General features: G+C 67.3%; 15 protein-coding genes. 3 read left to right on the plus strand and 12 right to left on the minus strand.

From position 1 onward, the window contains the following. Positions 1-56: 56 nt before the first annotated feature. The 7 genes from mltG to E3O46_RS04180 form a co-directional block, all read right to left on the minus strand. The gene (mltG, locus tag E3O46_RS04150) at positions 57-1,427 is read right to left on the minus strand and encodes an endolytic transglycosylase MltG (protein ID WP_241984959.1); all 1,371 of its coding nucleotides are present in this window, start codon (positions 1,425-1,427) and stop codon (positions 57-59) included. Positions 1,428-1,429: 2 nt separating this feature from the next. Next, entirely contained in the window at positions 1,430-1,936 is a 507-nt protein-coding gene (gene ruvX, locus E3O46_RS04155; protein WP_174774631.1) for a Holliday junction resolvase RuvX, read from the minus strand. Between the two features lie 3 nt (positions 1,937-1,939). Further along, positions 1,940-4,594 (minus strand): alanine--tRNA ligase, encoded by a 2,655-nt coding sequence (gene alaS / locus E3O46_RS04160; protein ID WP_134561158.1) that lies wholly within the window; start codon positions 4,592-4,594, stop codon positions 1,940-1,942. A 57-nt stretch (positions 4,595-4,651) separates the two neighbouring features. Next, the gene (locus E3O46_RS04165) at positions 4,652-4,885 is read right to left on the minus strand and encodes a hypothetical protein (protein WP_134449459.1); all 234 of its coding nucleotides are present in this window, start codon (positions 4,883-4,885) and stop codon (positions 4,652-4,654) included. Between the two features lie 112 nt (positions 4,886-4,997). After that, positions 4,998-5,372, minus strand: coding sequence for a DUF948 domain-containing protein (locus tag E3O46_RS04170; RefSeq protein WP_134449458.1), 375 nt, complete (start codon positions 5,370-5,372; stop codon positions 4,998-5,000). Between the two features lie 141 nt (positions 5,373-5,513). After that, positions 5,514-6,143 (minus strand): 30S ribosomal protein S4, encoded by a 630-nt coding sequence (gene rpsD, locus E3O46_RS04175; RefSeq protein ID WP_134449457.1) that lies wholly within the window; start codon positions 6,141-6,143, stop codon positions 5,514-5,516. Positions 6,144-6,399: 256 nt separating this feature from the next. Further along, positions 6,400-7,794, minus strand: coding sequence for a replication-associated recombination protein A (locus E3O46_RS04180; RefSeq protein WP_134561159.1), 1,395 nt, complete (start codon positions 7,792-7,794; stop codon positions 6,400-6,402). Positions 7,795-7,904: 110 nt separating this feature from the next. On the opposite strand from E3O46_RS04180, the gene E3O46_RS04185 reads away from it, so the two are divergent. The 3 genes from E3O46_RS04185 (at position 7,905) to E3O46_RS04195 (ending at position 10,755) form a co-directional block, all read left to right on the plus strand. Then, on the plus strand, positions 7,905-8,717 hold the full coding sequence (locus E3O46_RS04185; protein WP_134449455.1) for a peptidylprolyl isomerase: 813 nt from the start codon (positions 7,905-7,907) through the stop codon (positions 8,715-8,717). Between the two features lie 85 nt (positions 8,718-8,802). Next, positions 8,803-10,035 carry a DUF349 domain-containing protein gene (locus E3O46_RS04190; RefSeq protein ID WP_134559867.1) on the plus strand — a complete coding sequence of 411 codons (1,233 nt, stop codon included), beginning with the start codon at positions 8,803-8,805 and terminating at the stop codon, positions 10,033-10,035. Positions 10,036-10,140: 105 nt separating this feature from the next. After that, complete coding sequence (locus E3O46_RS04195; protein WP_134561160.1) at positions 10,141-10,755, plus strand: hypothetical protein; 615 nt, start codon at positions 10,141-10,143, stop codon at positions 10,753-10,755. Here E3O46_RS04195 and E3O46_RS04200 read toward each other — a convergent pair. The 5 genes from E3O46_RS04200 to ruvB all read right to left on the minus strand — a co-directional run bounded on the left by E3O46_RS04200 (position 10,742) and on the right by ruvB (position 17,478). After that, positions 10,742-13,012, minus strand: coding sequence for a RelA/SpoT family protein (locus E3O46_RS04200; RefSeq protein WP_134449452.1), 2,271 nt, complete (start codon positions 13,010-13,012; stop codon positions 10,742-10,744). The two genes, E3O46_RS04195 and E3O46_RS04200, sit on opposite strands and share 14 nt — an antisense overlap. 129 nt (positions 13,013-13,141) lie before the next feature. Further along, positions 13,142-14,158 carry a protein translocase subunit SecF gene (secF, locus tag E3O46_RS04205; protein WP_134449451.1) on the minus strand — a complete coding sequence of 339 codons (1,017 nt, stop codon included), beginning with the start codon at positions 14,156-14,158 and terminating at the stop codon, positions 13,142-13,144. After that, a complete protein-coding gene (gene secD / locus E3O46_RS04210; RefSeq protein WP_134561161.1) occupies positions 14,158-15,876 on the minus strand; it encodes a protein translocase subunit SecD in 1,719 nt (572 codons plus the stop codon). Before secD ends, secF begins: the two co-directional genes overlap by 1 nt. Before the next feature lie 63 nt (positions 15,877-15,939). Beyond that, positions 15,940-16,386 (minus strand): preprotein translocase subunit YajC, encoded by a 447-nt coding sequence (gene yajC, locus E3O46_RS04215; RefSeq protein WP_134449449.1) that lies wholly within the window; start codon positions 16,384-16,386, stop codon positions 15,940-15,942. A gap of 78 nt (positions 16,387-16,464) precedes the next feature. Beyond that, a complete protein-coding gene (ruvB, locus tag E3O46_RS04220; protein ID WP_174774635.1) occupies positions 16,465-17,478 on the minus strand; it encodes a Holliday junction branch migration DNA helicase RuvB in 1,014 nt (337 codons plus the stop codon). Between the last annotated feature and the right edge of the window lie 31 nt (positions 17,479-17,509).

Here is a 17,509-nt window from a genome sequence, read left to right on the forward strand (position 1 = left end):
ATCCTTCCACAGGCTTTCCGTGGTTCTCGCGCTCAGGAAGCGGGGGTGTCGTGCGCTCAACCATATTCGGGGTGGTCCTTCATCCAGGCCTGCCATTGGGCGACACCGGCTTCGTGTTCGGCTGCGGTCGTCGAGAAGATGGTCTCGCCGGTGTCGAGGTTCCAGGTCACGAAATACAGCCAGGTCCCGTCTGCGGGGTGCAGGGCTGCGTTGATCGCGAGGTCCCCCGGGTTCGAGATCGGGCCGACCGGGAGTCCGGGGTGGACATAGGTGTTGTATGCGTTGCCCGCGTCGGCGCGTTCGGCATCCGTCGTCGTGACGACGTTCGTGTGGCCGGTGCCGTATGCCACCGTCGCGTCGGACTGCAGCAGCCCGCTCTCCCACTGAGCCGGGTCGAGCCGGTTGAGGAACACCCGGGCGACCTTGGGGTAGTCGGCGGCGAGGCCGGCCTCCCGCTGGATGAGTGCGGCGAGCACGATGGTCTTCCACCGGTCGGCGGGCGCGACCCCTGCGGAGTCGAGGGCCTGGAACTGGCGGTCAACGAGGGTCTTGAGCGCGTCCTTCGCGGTGATGCCCGGAGCGAAGGTGTACGTCGCGGGGAACAGGAAGCCCTCGAGGGTCGTGGCCTCTGCCGGAAGGCCGAAGGCCGCGACATCGGTGGACGCCGCCTGGAGGTCGGCGAGCGGGAGGTTCGTCCCCTCGCTGACCAGTTGGAGGATGTCCGCCTCCGCCGTTCCTTCCGGGATCACGACGGTCTGTTCGAGCTTGCTTGCAGGGTCCTGAAGTGCGGTGAGCGCGGCGCTCGCGCTCATCTTCGTCATGAGCTGGTACGCGCCTGGCTGGAAGACCGGAGCGGGGGTGACCTTCAGCAGCAGCTTGTAGAAGGCGTCGTAGCTCTTGACGACGTCCTGGGCCACCAGCGTGTTCGCCACGTCCGATCCGGTCTCACCGTCATGGATCATGACCACGACCTTCGTCTCGCCAGACCCGGAGTAGTCGGCGGGACCAGCGAGGGTCGCCTGGAGCTGGGAGATCGGGCCCTGCAGGGCGAAGAAGGCCCCCGCCACGAGCGCCACCAGCACGACGAGGGCGATCAGACAGCCCCACGCGCCCTTGCGACGCCGCTTGGGCGGTCGCGGTGGCTCGGAGCCGAGTTGGGAGCGACGGCTCGATCGTGAGGTCGACGGAGCCTGGGCGGTCGTGCGGAGCGACCGGCGGGTGGGGAAGTCACCGCCGTCGGCGGGGGCCCCTGCGTGGCCCGGCTCGCCGGACGCCGTCGTCCCGGCGTGCGGAGCCAGCAAAGATGCCCAGGGATTGACCGGGGTTTCCTCGCCGGGAGCAGGAGTCGGAGGAGTACCGTGCGCGTGGGGCGCCGCTGAGTTCCGGCCTGCCGGGTCGTCCCGGGGGTCGAGCGGTGGGTGGGACACGATCAGGACCCTTCGATCGGGGCGGCTGGCGACGGTGGCGTGGCGGGAACGGCCGGCACAACGGCAGAACCTGGCGGATGCCCGAGACCGCGTTCGGTGTCGAGAGCATGCTGGAGGATGATGGTGGCCGCTACCTGGTCAATGACCGGGCGCTGTGTCTTCGCCTTCCGGCCTGCCGTGCGGAGGACTCCCTGGGCGGCGACGGTCGAGAGCCGTTCGTCGACGAGGCGCACGGGAACGGGAACGGCCAGGGCGAGCACCTCCGCAAAGCCGACGGCGTCCTGTGTCGACGCGGTGTGGTTTCCGGACAGGGCGAGCGGGAGGCCGACGATGACCTCCATTGCGCCGAGATTCTGGACGACGGCGATGATGCGGGCGACATCGGTGACGCCGTTCCCGTCCCGGGGAACGGTTTCGACCGGGGTCGCGAGCATGCCGTGCGGGTCACTCATCGCGAGACCGATCCTGGCCTTGCCGACATCGACTCCGACCCGCACGCCATGCCGCATTCTTCAGCCCGCGATCGTGGTGCGGACGGCGACGAGGGCGCTCGCGATCTTGTCGACGTCGGTTCCGCCGCCCTGGGCGAGGTCGTCCTTGCCGCCGCCCCCGCCGCCGAGGATGCCGGCGACGAGCTTCGCGAGGGCCCCGGCGCGCTGGCCCGTCTCCCGCGCTGCAGCGTTGGTGGCCACGATGATGACTGGTTTGTCGTCGACGACGGCCGCAAGCGCGACCACCGCAGGGTCGGAGCCGAGCTGCGCCCGGGTTGCCGTGACCAGCATCCGCACCTCATCGGGAGAGTGCAGGGTGCCGAGGTTCTCGGCGACAAGGCGTACTGCCCCTGCGCGCTGGGCGGTCGCGACGAGTGCGGGGACGCGCTCGGTCAGCGCTTTCGCCTCGAAAGCCGCGATCTTCTTCTCCGCGGCCTTGAGGCTCGTGAGCAGCTCGCCGATGCGTTCGGGCAGTTGTTCCTTGGGAGTCTTGAGGTTCGCGGTCAGCTGGGAGACGATCGCCCGCTCAGCGGCGAGGTCCCGGAAGGCCTCGAGGCCGACGAGGGACTCGACGCGGCGGTTCGTGGACCCGACCGAGGCCTCGCTGACGAGGTTGATCATTCCGATCTCGGCGCTCGAACCCACGTGGGTTCCCGCGCAGAGTTCCCGTGACCAGGGTCCGCCGATGTCGACGACGCGAACCCGGTCGCCGTACTTCTCGCTGAAGAGCGCCATGGCCCCGAGTGCCTTCGCCTCGGCGAGGGGAAGCTCACGGGTGACGACGGGCAGGTTGTCGCGGATCGCGTTGTTGGAGATCTCCTCGATCTCGCTGCGGGTCGCGGCAGAGAGCGCCTGGTTCCAGGAGAAGTCGAGACGGAAGAATCCGGCCTTGTTGTACGAGCCGGACTGGTGCGCGTTCGGGCCGAGGACCTGGCGCAGTGCCGCGTGCAGCACGTGGGTTCCGGAGTGCGCCTGCCGGGCGCCGCGTCGCCAGTCGGGATCGACGACGCTCGTCGCAGGGTCTCCCACGCCGACCTCACCGCTAGTGACGTGCACCTTGTGGCTGATCAGGCCCTTGACGGGCTTCTGAACGTCGAGGACCTCGAGCTCGTAGCCGCGGCCGACGATGAGGCCGGCGTCGGCCTCCTGGCCGCCGGACTCGGCGTAGAGCGCGGTCTCGGCGAGGATCACTTCGGCGATTTCGCCCGCGACAGCCTTCGTGACGGATGCGCCGTCCACGATGATCCCGAGCACGCTGGACTCGGTCTGCAGCTCCTCGTATCCGGTGAACACCGTCTCGCCTGACGCACGGAAGGCACTGTAGACGGAGAGGTCGGCGAGGTGGGTCTTCTTGGCCTTCGCGTCCGCCTTCGCCATCGAGCGCTGCTTGGCCATCAGGGCGTCGAATGCCGACCGGTTGACGCTCAGCCCGGCTTCTTCCGCCATCTCGAGGGTGATCTCGATCGGGAACCCGTAGGTGTCGTGCAGCAGGAACGCGGTGTCCCCCGGCAGTTCGGTCTTCTTCGCCTTGATCGTCTTCGCGACCGCGACGTCGAGGACCGTGCTGCCGCTCGCGAGGGTGCGGAGGAAGGTCTCCTCCTCGGCGTATGCGCCCTGGCTGATCCTGGCGTAGTCGCCGTGGACCTCGGGATACGCGCTCATCATGGCGTCCCGCGCGGCGGGGAACAGTTCGGGGAAGGTCGCGACGTCCACGCCGAGCAGGCGCATGGCGCGTACCGTGCGGCGCATCAGCCGCCGGAGGATGTAGCCGCGACCCTCGTTGGACGGCGTGACGCCGTCGCTCATCAGCATGAGCGAGGACCGCACGTGGTCTGCGACGATGCGCATGCGTACGTCGTCGTCGTGCACGGCGCCGTAGCGGCGTCCGGAGAGGGCGGCAGCGAGGTCGAGGACCGGACGGACCTGGTCGATCTCGTACATGTTCTCGACGCCCTGCTTGAGGAAGGCGACACGTTCGAGACCCATGCCGGTGTCGATGTTCTTCTTCGGGAGGTCGCCGAGGATGACGAAGTCGTTCTTGCCGGTCCCCTCGCCTCTGAGGTACTGCATGAAGACGAGGTTCCAGATTTCGACGTACCGGTCGTCGTCCGTCGCCGGGCCGCCGTCGGCACCGTACGCGGGGCCGCGGTCGAAGAAGATCTCGGAGCAGGGGCCCGCTGGGCCCGGCTGGCCGGTAGACCAGTAGTTGCTGTCCATTCCGAGGCGCTGGATGCGGTCCTCCGGCAGGCCGAGGGCGCGCCAGTAGCGGAACGCCTCGTCGTCGTCCTGGTAGACGGTGACCCAGAGGTCCTTCTCCTGGAATCCGTAGCCGCCGTCGGCCTCCGACGTCGTCAGGAGCTCCCAGGCGTAGCCGATGGCCTGTTCCTTGAAGTAGTCCCCGAAGGAGAAGTTGCCGTTCATCTGGAAGAACGTGCCGTGGCGGGGTGTCTTACCCACCTCTTCGATGTCGTTGGTCCTGATGCATTTCTGCACACTCGTCGCACGGGGATACGGCGCGGGGACGAGGCCGGTCAGATAGGGCACAAAGGGCACCATCCCGGCGACGGTGAACAGGAGGGTGGGGTCGTCGCTGACGAGTGACGCCGACGGTACGACGGTGTGTCCGCGGTCGGCAAAGAAGTCGAGCCAGCGCCCGCGAATTTCAGCAGTCTGCATGGGTTCCGTAGTTCGTTGAAAATGAATAGGCGAAAAAGTAGCGAGGGCTGAGCGGGCTCAGGGGCGGGTCGTTCCGCCGAGCGCGTCCGTTCCGGCGTCGGCGACGTCGCCGAGCGCGTCGCGCAGCTCGGCTTCGCGCTTGCGGTAGCCATCGGAGATGGCCTCGCCGAACTCGCGGGCCTTGGTGTCGAGGTCACTGAAGAACAGCTTGCCCTGACGGGTGTTGTTGGCTTCATGCGCGATCAAGAATCCGATGCCGACCCCGATGACCAACCAGATGAAATTCTTCATGACAAATGCTCCCTGAACGGTGTGGAGACCCTGATAAGAAATGCGCGATGGCCGCGCGTGTGGTGCGGCCGGCGTATCCCGGACTCGACCAGCCTCTTTCCAGCGTAGCCGACTACCCGCGCCGACGGCCTGCGCGCGTCGGGGATGCGGCGCGGAAACCCGCCCTGACGGCGGCGGAGAAGCCTGCGAGTTTGATGAGCGGTCCGCCGACGGTCGCGGCGAACAGTGCGACGAGTGCCGAGACATTGCCCGTCACGTCCGCGACGTTTCCAGTGATCGTGTCGACCCTGGCCAGCTGTTTGTTGGTTTCCTGCAGGGTCGTCGTGGTTTCGGAGAGGAGCGGCGTGACGTTCTGGCTCAGCTCATGGATGGCCAGGGTCGTCTCATCGAACACCCGGCCGAGCTTCAGCAGCGGGACCGCGAGGAGCCCGACGAGAACGGCAAACACGACGGCGGCGGCGAGGCCCGCGATATCTCCACCTGACACTGGTGACTCCATCCATTCCGAGAGGGGCATGCATTGGCACCCGGCGTGCTGCACCGGTTAACGCACGAAGCGGACCACCCCGTAGGGGGTGATCCGCTCTCCAGCGTAGTTCAGATGCCGTCTGACAACGGGCAGGGGAACCTAGCGGGCTGCGTAGTACTCGACGACGAGCTGGACTTCACACGTCACGGGGATTTCAATGCGCTTCGGGCGACGCACGAGGCGGGCCTGCAGCTTGTCGATCTCGACCTCGAGGTACGGCGGGAGCTTCGGGAGCACGTCGACGTGTCCGCCGGCAGCGGCGACCTGGAACGGTTCCATGCCCTCGCTGCGAGCCTTGACGTGGATGAGCTGGCCCGGCTTCACGCGGAAGGATGGGCGGTCGACGAGCTGGCCGTCGACGAGGATGTGACGGTGCACGACCATCTGGCGGGCCTGAGCTGTCGTGCGGGCGATTGCCGCGCGAACGAGGAGTGCGTCGAGGCGGGTCTCGAGGATCTCGACCAGGTTTTCACCGGTCAGGCCCTGGGCGCGACGAGCTTCTTCGAAGGCGATCTTGAGCTGGGCTTCGCGGATGCCGTACTGGGCCCTTAAGCGCTGCTTTTCGCGGAGACGCACGGCATAGTCGGAATCGGTCTTGCGCTTGGTGCGACCGTGCTCGCCCGGAGCGTACGGACGCTTCTCGAGGTAGCGGGCGGCCTTCGGGGTCAGGGCGATGCCCAGGGCCCGCGACAGGCGGGTCTTACTGCGGGTACGTGACTTGGTAGACACGGTGTCCTTTCAATGGAACGAGCAACAGAAAAGGTGGAATCCAGGGCGCCCGCACGTGAGCAGGCGTCATGGGAGATCAGAGGGGTGTGCCACGGGGTGCCCGGCTACAGGGCTCCCTCTCCAACCTGGAATCGGACGCAGCCGCATACCGATGCCAGTTGTAGGCCTGAAAAGAATACCACACCGGACCCCGGCGGCCGTGCCGGTGCGGGACGGGGCGCGGGAGTGCATTCGGCCCTGTCGCGCGCGCCCGCCGTCAGTCGCCGCGGATGATCCGGCGCAGCTTGCCGAGGCGTGCCGAGACTTCGCGTTCGTTGCCGTGTTCGGTGGGTTGGTAGTAGCGGACCGCCTTGAGTTCGTCCGGCGGATACTGCTGCTGCACGACTCCGACGGTGTCGTCGTGCGGGTAGCGATAGCCCTTGCCGTGCCCGAGTCGTTTGGCGCCGGCATAGTGGGCATCGCGCAGGTGCTTCGGCACCCGGCCGGTTTTGCCGGCGCGGACATCAGCGATCGCCGCGTCGAGCGCCATGTACGCGGCGTTGGACTTGGGTGCGGTCGCGAGGTGCACGACGGCCTGGGCGAGCGGGATCCGCCCTTCCGGCATCCCGATCAGCTGCACGGCGTCGGCTGCGGCGACCGCGATCACGAGGGACTGGGGGTCCGCCATGCCGATGTCCTCCGAGGCGAGGACGATGATGCGGCGCGCGATGAACCGCGGGTCTTCCCCCGCCTCGATCATCCTCGCGAGGTAGTGCAGGGATGCGTCGACATCCGATCCGCGTACCGACTTGATGAAGGCACTGATCACGTCGTAGTGTTCGTCGCCGTTGCGGTCGTAGCGCAGCAGCGCCCTGTCGACGGCGAGGGCGACTGTGTCGCTCGTGATGACCGGTCGAAGGTCCGGCTCCGGCGCTTCGGGATCGACACCGTCATCGTCATCGTCATCGTTCACGGTGCCCGATGCTGACGTCCCTGACAATGCAGAGACGGATGCCGCCTCGAGCGCCGTGAGCGCACGGCGGGCGTCGCCGGAGGCAAGCCTGATGATCGTGGCACGGGCGTCCGGTTCCAGCACGAAGCGATCGGCGAGACCCCGGGCATCCGTCACGGCCCTGTCGATGACGACCCCGAGGTCCTCGTCGCTGAGCGTTTCGAGGGTGAGCAGGAGGGACCGGGACAGCAAGGGCGCGATCACGGAGAAAGAGGGATTCTCGGTCGTCGCGGCGACGAGGATGATGACCCCGTTTTCGACCCCGGGCAGCAGTGCGTCCTGCTGGGCCTTGCTGAACCGGTGGATCTCGTCGAGGAAGAGCACGGTCGACAGTCCGTAGAGGTCGCGGCTCGTGCGCGCCTCCTCCATCACCTGCCGGACGTCGCGCACGCCGGCGGACACGGCGGAGAGTTCGACGAAACGACGGCCGGAGCTGTGCGCGATCGCCTGGGCGAGGGTCGTCTTCCCGGTGCCCGGCGGACCCCAGAGAATCACCGAAACCGCGCCGCGCTCCCCCGACTTGTCACTGGCCAGGCTGACCAGGGGCGAACCTGGGGTGAGAAGGTGCCGTTGGCCGGCGACTTCAGCGAGGGTCGTCGGGCGCATCCGTACCGCGAGGGGTGTTGCGCCGCTGCGCAGTCCGGGTTGTCCATCGACCATGCCTCAAGCGTAGTTCGCACCGCTGACACCGGCGTCCGAGCTGCGGTCCTCTCGTTGTAGAGTTCAAGCTGGTTGCGGAACGAGTCCGCGCGGATTCCCGGAGGACAGCCGTGGCAGCGAACAAGAAGCAGGATCGCGACGAGCGCGAGGCCCGCATCCGGGTTCGCGCATACCAGGCCCGCCGGGCTGTTCACGAACACCAGCAGTCCCGCCGCCGCAGGGACAACATCGTGGCAGGCATCGCCGTCCTCGTCGTCGCCGTGCTCGCCGTCGTCGCCCAGGTCTACTTCTTCAACGGCGGTCCCGGCACCCCGGCGCCGAGCTCCTCCGCAACGGCAGCACCCACGGCCACACCGTCGGCGACCCCGACCGCTGCGGCCGGCGCGAACACCGGAACCGTCCCTCCGAGCACGCTCGCCGAGGGCCGCACCTGGACGGGCACCCTCGGCCTCAACGGCATCAACCTCGGGATCGAACTCGACGGCGCGGCGGCCCCGCAGGCGGTCTCGTCCACGATCAGCCTCGTCCAGTCCGACTTCTACTCCGACCTGACCTGCCACCGCCTGACGACCTCGGGCATCTACGTGCTCCAGTGCGGCGACCCGGCAGGCGACGGCTCAGGCGGCCCCGGATACAGCTATGGGCCCGTCGAGAACGCGCCGGCAGACAACGTCTACCCGGCGGGATCGATCGCGATGGCACGCCAGAGCGCCAATGGGTACAGTCAGGGCAGCCAGTTCTTCATCCTCTACGAAGACTCGACCATCCCGGCGGATGCCGCAGGCGGCTACACGGTGATCGGCCATGTCACGAGCGGGCTCGACCAGGTGAAGGCGCAGATCACGGACGCCGGAGTCGCAGACGGTTCGACGGACGGCGCCCCCAAGGTCACCACGTTAATCAGCGCCTTCAGCGTCCAGTAGTTCCAGCCGTCCGGGCCTTGCAATAGGCTTGACCGGGTATTGGCCCAGTGTGGGCACACACACATCGACATCTAAGGTGAGACTCTTGACTACGACAGATCAGCAACCATGGGGTCGCGTAGACGAATCCGGCACGGTTTTCGTGCGCGAAGCGTCGGGCGAACGCGCGGTTGGCCAGTATCCTGACGCGACGCCGGAGGAGGCCCTGGCCTACTTCGAGCGCAAGTACGTCGAACTCAACGGACAGGTCACCCTTCTGGAACAGCGCGCCAAGGGCGGCGCACCGGCTGCGGACATCGCAAAATCGGTCTCGCACCTCGCGAAGACCGTTGCGACCGCCAACGCCGTCGGCAACCTCGCGGCCCTCGTGGAGCGTCTCGGCGCCCTCGGCGGCGCCGTCAGCGAACTCACGGAGCAGCAGGGTGCCGAATCGAAGGCCGCCGCAGTGGCCGCCGTCGCCGAACGCGCCGCGATCGTCGAGGAGGCCGAGGCGCTCGCAGCAGAAGACCCGGCCAAGACGCAGTGGAAGCAGACAAGCGCAGCCCTCGACGCACTGTTCGCCAAGTGGCAGGCGCACCAGCACGATGCCCCTCGCATCCCCAAGGGTGAGGCCAACGAGCTCTGGAAGCGTTTCCGCGCTGCACGCACGACCATCGAGCAGAACCGTAAGGCGTTCTTCGCCGAGCTCGACACGGCGCACAAGGACGTCCGCAACCGCAAGCAGCAGCTCATCGAGCAGGCGGAGGCCCTCGCGCCGAAGGGCGCAGACGGGATCCCCGCCTATCGCACGCTGCTCGACGAGTGGAAGCTCGCCGGCCGCAGCGGCAAGAAGCAGGACGACGCCATGTGGGCGAAGTTCAAGGCCGCCGGCGACGTGCTGTACTCCGTCAAGTCTGAGATCGACGCCCAGGACGACGAGGAATTCGCTGGGAACCTCGTCGAGAAGCTCGCGCTCCTCACCGAGGCCGAAGCGCTCCTCACCGAAACCGACCGCACCAAGGCCCGCACCGCGCTCAGCTCCGTGCAGCGCCGCTGGGACGCGATCGGCAAGGTTCCCCGCGACTCCGTCAAGGTCGTCGAAGATCGCATGCGCAAGGTCGAAGCGGCCGTCCGCAAGCTCGATGACGATCACTGGGTGCGGAACAACCCGGAGACCAAAGCGCGTACGGAGGGCCTCGCCGGCCAGCTGCACGACGCGATCGCCAAGCTCGAGGCCGAACTCGCGACCGCAGAGGCAGGAACCGATGCCCGCGCGATCACGGAAGCCCGCGAGGCGCTCGAGGCCCGCAAGGCGTGGCTGAAGGCCATCGGCCAGTAGGCCGCAACCCGCGGAGTCCGTCCACAAGCGACGGGGCTCCGGCAGCTGTCCACAGATGCCGGAGCCCCGTCGCTTTCGTGTACTCCCGGGGCGCACCCTGTCCAGGTGCCCATCCGACTCCCCGACGTCCTTTCCCCGCGCGATCTCCCCCTCGCGGAGCTCTCGAGCCTGTGCCTGGACGGAGAGCTGTTCCGCGTCGGCGACTTCTGGAGCCCGGTGGACCTCGCGGAAGACCGGGACCAACGGGCGCGGTCCCTCGCCCTCCTGGTGCCGGCCAAGGCGATCGCGGAACGGCTGACCGCCGCGTGGATCTACGGCCTCGCTCCCGAGCCGGGGCGCCACCAGTTCTGCGTGCCCATCACGGCGCGGGCGTACTTCCCGCCGTCACCGCGTTTCGGCGTCCGCGAGGTCGCCTGTGACCTCGAGAACACGATCCGCGTCGGCGCCCGCACCGTGCGCAGGGACGGTATCCTGCCGGGCGGCCTTCTCGTCACCCGGCCGCTGCGCACCGCACTCGACCTCGCGCGCTGGCCTCCCCCGGAGTCTCCCGCCCCGTCAGCCCTGATCGGTGCACTGCTCCGCCTGGCCGGCCACCCGGACACCTCGGCGGCGAGGCGCACCTGCGCCATCGACCGCCTCCCGTACACCCACAGGGCGCTCGTTCAGCTCGACGCCGCGGAAACGGCCATGCAGGCGCTCGGAGAGCCTACCCGTCGTTGACGCGGTAGACGTCGTAGACGGCGTCGATGCGACGCACGGCGTTGAGTACCCGGTCCAGGTGGGTCGTGTCACCCATCTCGAAGACGAAACGGCTGATCGCCAGCCGATCGCTCGAGGTGTGCACGGTCGCGGAGAGGATGTTGACGTGATGTTCGGAGAGCACCCTGGTCACGTCCGACAAAAGTCCTGAGCGGTCGAGGGCCTCGATCTGGATCTGGACCAGGAACAGGCTCTTCGACGTGGGGGCCCAGTCGACCTCGATCATCCGCTCCGGCTCCTTGAGCAGCGACTGCACATTGCGACAGGATGCCTGGTGCACGGAGACTCCGGCGCCGCGAGTGATGAACCCGACGACCTTGTCTCCCGGAACCGGGGTACAGCAACGGGCGAGTTTGACCAGGATGTCCGGGGCACCGCGGACGAGGATCCCGGAGTCGCTGTTGCGCAGCGTCTGGGTGCGTCCGTTCGGCGCGAACGGCAGATCGGTCGCATCGCTCTCCTCGACGCTCTGCAGGGTCGCGACGACCTTCTCGAGCACCGACTGCGTGCTGATGTGCCCCTCGCCGACGGCGGCGTAGAGCGCGGAGACGTCCTCGTACTTCATCACCGCTGCGACCTCGGCGAAGGAGTCCTGGTTCATCAGCTTCTGCAGGGGAAGGTTCTGCTTGCGCATCGCGCGGGCGATGGCGTCCCTGCCCTGTTCGATGGCCTCGTCGCGGCGTTCCTTGGTGAACCACTGCCGGATCTTGTTGCGGGCCCTCGGGCTCTTGACGAAGTTGAGCCAGTCCTTGCTCGGCCCCGAGTCCGGGTTCTTCGAGGTGAAGACCTCGACGACGTCCCCGGTGACCAATGGGCTCTCGAGGGGCACCAGCCGCCCGTTGACCTTGGCACCCATGGTGCGGTGGCCGACCTCCGTGTGCACGGCGTAAGCGAAGTCGACGGGGGTCGCTCCCGTCGGCAGGCCGATCACCCGGCCCTTCGGGGTGAAGACGTAAACCTCTTTGGCGCCGATTTCGTAGCGCAGCGAGTCCAGGAACTCGCCGGGGTCCGCGGTCTCGGCCTGCCAGTCGGAGATGTGCGCGAGCCAGGCCATGTCGGTGTCGCTCTGCGGGCCGGGCCCCGAGCTCTTGCCCGTGGTCTGTTCCTTGTACTTCCAGTGCGATGCGACGCCGAACTCGGCACGCTGGTGCATCTCCTGGGTGCGGATCTGGATCTCGACGGCGCGACCGCTCGGGCCGAGCACCGTCGTATGCAGGGACTGGTAGAGGTTGAATTTGGGTGTGGCGATGTAGTCCTTGAACCGGCCGGGCAGCGGCGTCCAGCGGGCGTGGATCGCACCGAGCACGGCGTAGCAGTCCCGAACCGAGTTCACGAGGACACGGATGCCGACGAGGTCGTAGATCTCGTCGAATTCGCGTCCCCGCACGACCATCTTCTGGTAGATCGAGTAGTACTGCTTGGGCCGTCCCGCGACCTTGCCGCGGATGCGCGCGGCCTTGAGGTCTTCGACGATCGCGTCGATGACGTGCTGCACGAACTCCTCGCGCTGCGGGGTGCGCTGCTTGACGAGGCTTTCGATCTCGGCGTAGAGCTTCGGATACAGGACCGCGAAGGACAGGTCTTCGAGCTCCCACTTGATGGTCTGGATCCCGAGGCGGTGCGCGAGCGGGGCGTAGATCTCGAGCGTCTCCGTCGCCTTGCGCACCGCGGACTCTGCGGGAACGAATCCCCAGGTGCGCGCGTTGTGGAGCCGGTCTGCGAGCTTGATGATCAGTACCCGGATGTCCTTGGACATCGCGACGATCATCTTGCGAACGGTCTCGGCCTGGGTGCTGTCGCCGTACTTGACCTTGTCGAGCTTCGTCACGCCGTCGACGAGCATCGCGATCTCGTCGCCGAAGTCGGCGCGCAACTGGTCGAGGGTGTACTCGGTGTCTTCGACGGTGTCGTGCAGCAGGGCGGCGGCAACGGTCTTCGGGCCGATGCCGAGGTCTGCGAGAATCTGGGCGACGGCGACCGGATGGGTGATGTACGGTTCTCCGCTGCGGCGCACCTGACCCTCGTGGGCGCGTTCCGCTGCGGTATACGCGCGCTCGATGATCGACAGGTCGACCTTCGGGTGGTGCATCCGCACGGTCCGCAGCAGGGTGTCCACGGCGCCGACCGGCTGGGCGCGGGAGAAGATCCGCGGAACGAGGCGTCGGAGGGAAGCGGCGGGCAGCGGCGCGTTCGGTGGCGGTGTCGTCGTTTCCGTCATCTCACACCTCGTTCGCGAGCGCCCGGCCATTCCCGGGCATCCAGCAATTATCGCGCCTTTTTCGACCGCTCCGTGCCGCTCCCCTCGAATTAGCCGGGGAGCGGCGCTATTGGCGGTGATCCGGTGCGGCTAGACGGTGACGCGCACGTCCGTCTTCGGCGCGGAGGACGCCTTGGCGCGCAGGGCGAGCGCCTTCTTGTCACGCTTGCGCACTCCGGGTTCCATCGTGCGGAGCTGGGCGTACAGCGGAGATGCGATGAAGATGGTCGAGTACGCGCCGGCGATGATACCGATCAGGAGCGCGAGCGAGATGTCGCGCAGCGTTCCCGCCCCGAGCACGAACGCGCCGATGAAGAGGATCGAGCCGACCGGGAGGATCGCGACGACGGAGGTGTTGATGGAACGCACGAGCGTCTGGTTCACCGCGAGGTTGACAGAGTCTGCGAAGGTCCTGCGCGATTCCGGTCCGTCTTCGCGGGTGTTCTCTCGGATCTTGTCGAACACCACGACGGTGTCGTAGAGCGAGTAACCGAGAATCGTCAGGAACCCGATCACCGCGGCCGGGGTGATCTCGAACCCGGTGATCCCGTAGAACCCGGCCGTGATGATGAGGTCGTGCAGCAGCGCGACCATCGCGGCGAGGGACATCTTCCAGGTCCTGAAGTACAGGGCCATGCCGATCGCGGCGAGGACGAGGAAGATCCCGAGGCCCCTGAGTGCCTGACCGGTGATGTCAGCACCCCACGACGGGCCGATGAACGATGCCGTGACCTGCTCGGCGGGCACGCCGTACGCGTCGGCGAGTGCTGTGCGCATCTGCCGGGTCGCGTCGCTCGACAGCTGGTCCGTCTGAATGCGGATGCCGGTGGTGCTGACGTTCGACACCTTCGGGACCGCGGAGGGCTCGATGCTCGTCACGGCCTTGACCGCGAGCGACTGGTCCTGGGTCGCGACGTCGCTCACGACGAATTCGGAGCCGCCGGTGAATTCGATACCGAAGACGAAGCCGCCGCGAAGCTGGGGCACCACGAGCGCGATCAGGATGGCGATACCGGCCAGGGAATACCAGACCTTGCGACGCCCGATGATGTTGAAGGAGCGCTTGCCGGTGTGCAGGTCGTTGCCGAACTGGGAAAAGCTCGCCATTAGGAATCCTTCCCGTCGGTCGACCGATCCGAGGAGGATCCGACGAGTTCTGATGCTTTCCGCTCGGCGATGGTCTGGCGCTTCGCGGCCTCACGGCTCGCGGACGACAACTTGGCGGAGGCGACCTCGTCTGAGGGCCGGAACTTCGCCCTCCCCCGGTAGGTGGCTCCGAGAGCCCTCGGGTCCAGGCCGCTGAACCGGTGGCCCTCGTTGAAGAAGCGGGTCTGGGCGAGCAGCTGCAGGACCGGGTGGGTGAAGAGCGCAACGACGACGACGTCGACGATCGTCGTGAGCCCGAGCGTCAGGGCGAAGCCCTTCACGTTTCCGACGGCGACGATGAAGAGCACGCCCGCGGCGAGGAAGTTGACCGCGTCGGAGGCGAGGACCGTGCGGATGGCGCGCTTCCAGCCCGCTTCCACGGCCGATTCCAGCCCGCGGCCGTCGCGCAACTCGTCGCGCACTCGTTCGAAGTACACGATGAACGAGTCCGCCGTGATTCCGATGGCGACGATCAACCCCGCGACACCGGCGAGGGAGAGCCGGTAGCCCTCACGCCAGGACAGGATCGTGATCAGCAGGTAGGTGATGACGGCGGCGACGACGAGCGACGCAACCGTGACGAAACCGAGCAGTCGGTACTGCAGGAGCGAGTACAGGACGACCAGGATGAGTCCGATCAGGCCGGCGATGAGGCCGCTCACGAGCTGGGTCGAACCGAGGGTCGCCGAGATCGTGTCCTGGCTCTGCACGGTGAAGCTCAGCGGCAGGGCTCCGAACTTCAGCTGGTCCGCGAGAACCTTCGACGATGCCTGATCGAAACTGCCGCTGATCTGGGCGTTGCCGTCCGTGATCACGGCGAGGGTGCGTGGCGCGGAGATGACCTTGCCGTCGAGCACGATCGCGAACTGGTTCTGCACGCCGGTGAGGCCGCTCAGCCGGGTGCTGACCGTCGCGAAGTCCTTGGTGCCCTGATCGTCGAACTTGATGTTGACGACCCACTCGCCGGTGGTGGCACCGGACTGGGTCGTCTTCTGGCCGTTGGTGGCGTCGGAGACGTTCTCGCCGCTGACCTCCACCGGCCCGAGGATGTACTTGACCGAACCGTCTGTCTCACAGGTCACGAGCGGCTGGTCGGCCGGTGCGACGTTGGAGGTGTCGATGGTCGAGCAGTCGAAGGCGTCGTACTGCGCCTGGAGCGCCGGGGTCACCCAGCTGAGATCGCTGCCGTTCGTCGGTACGGCCGTCGGCGTGCTCGACAGGCTCGGGTCGACCGTGGCTACCGGAGTCGGCGTTGCGGTGCCGTCGGCGCCGACAGCTGCCGTCGACGGGGCGACGGCGACCAGGACCGGGCGGAACTCGAGCTTCGCGGACGATTCGATCCGGTTGATGGTTGCGTCGTCCGGGATTCCCGGGATCGACACGACGATGTTCTGGCCGCTCGTGTTGATCTCCGCCTCGGAGACACCGGAGGAGTCGATGCGCTGCCGGATGATCGACACCGCCTGGTTCAGCTGCTCCTGGGAGACGGACTGACCGGACTCGAGCTTCGGCGCGAGGATGATCTGCGTGCCACCCTCGAGGTCCAGGGCCAGCTTGGGCGCCCAGGACCCTCCGGCGGTGAGGACACCGAAGAGGTTGACTGCGACCAGGCCGATGACGATCACCCCCAGCCACGTCAGGGAACGCCAGGCCTTCTTGGCCGGAGTCGACTTTGCCACCTTGGAACTCAGCTTTCTATACGCGTGCGGGCGCCACAAGGACGCGAGCCGGGCGAGGGTTGGTTACGCGTCGCCCTTGGTGGGGTCGCTCTTGGTCGAATCGGTTGAGGGGGCCTCGTCGGCGATGCGCTCACCGAACTCTGGTTCGCCCAGGAGGATCGCGTCGTCTTCATTGAGCCGGGCCGCGCGGGCGTCGTCGGTCGACGACTCGAGTTCGGCATCGGCTTCGTCGGCGGACTCGTCGGTGACGGCGGGCTCGACGACGCGGGAGATCGCCTGGCGGTGCATCTGGACGACGGTTCCGGGAGCAATCTCGAGCTCGACCTTGTTTGCTTCCTCGTCGATCGACAGAATGGTTCCGTACATACCGAAGTTGGTCATGACGTTCGCGCCCGCGACCATCTGCGACTGCAGCGACGCCTGTTCCTTCTGGCGCTTGCGGCCGTTGCGGAACATAAAGAACACCAGCAGCGCCAGTACGGCGAGCATGACGAGAGTCAACGGATCCATAGTGCAGCAAAGCCTTTCAGTTGCGGCGCGGTGGCCGAAGCGTGTGCGTACATGCGGCTCGGAGCGAACCACATCGAATTATAGGTCATCAAGCGGAAGGGCGGGTTGGCGGCCGACGTCGTTCGGATCGGCGAGCCCGAAGTGCCGCCAGGCGGCTGCCGTGGCCACGCGGCCACGCGGGGTGCGCGTGAGGAAGCCTATCCGTACCAGGAACGGCTCAACGACCGACTCGACGGTCTCGGCTTCTTCCCCCACCGAGACGGCGAGGGTGTTCAGTCCGACCGGCCCACCCCCAAAACGGGTAAGGATGATGTTCATGACCTCGCGGTCGAGCCTGTCGAGGCCGATCGGGTCGACGTCGTAGAGCTCGAGGGCCGCGTGGACGGCCGCCAGGTCGGCGGCACCGCCATGGACGAGGGCGTAGTCGCGCACCCTGCGCAAGAGCCGGTTCGCGATACGCGGCGTTCCCCTGCAGCGACCGGCGATCTCCGCGATGGCCTCCCTGTCGATGTCGAGGTCGAGCATGGTCGCCGCGCGGGCGAGGACCTGTTCCAGCTCCTGGCTGGCATAGAACTCGAGGTGCGCCGTGAACCCGAACCGGTCGCGAAGCGGGTTCGGGAGCATCCCGGACCGTGTCGTCGCGCCGACGAGGGTGAACGGGGCGAGGTCGAGCGGCACGGACGTGGCGCCTGCGCCCTTGCCCACCATGATGTCGATGCGGAAGTCCTCCATTGCGAGGTAGAGCATCTCCTCTGCGGACCTCGCCATCCGGTGGATCTCGTCGATGAAGAGCACTTCGCCTGGCACGAGGGAGGACAGCACCGCTGCCAGGTCGCCGGCGTGCTGGATGGCCGGACCGCTCGACATGCGCAGCGGGCGGTTGCCCTCGTAGGCGATGATCATGGCGAGCGTTGTCTTGCCGAGGCCGGGAGGGCCGGCGAGCAGGATGTGGTCTGGTGTGCGATTCTGCATCGTTGCGGCGGTGAGCATGAGCTGCAACTGGCCGCGCACCTTCTGCTGGCCGACGAATTCCGCGAGGCTCCGCGGGCGGAGCGCGCCCTCGAATGCCAGCTCGGCCTCACCCTCGAGCAGTGGGCTCGTGAGCTCGACCCCGGGGTCCGGC

Source organism: Cryobacterium glucosi, from assembly GCF_004402235.1.
GTDB classification, from domain to species: domain Bacteria; phylum Actinomycetota; class Actinomycetes; order Actinomycetales; family Microbacteriaceae; genus Cryobacterium; species Cryobacterium glucosi.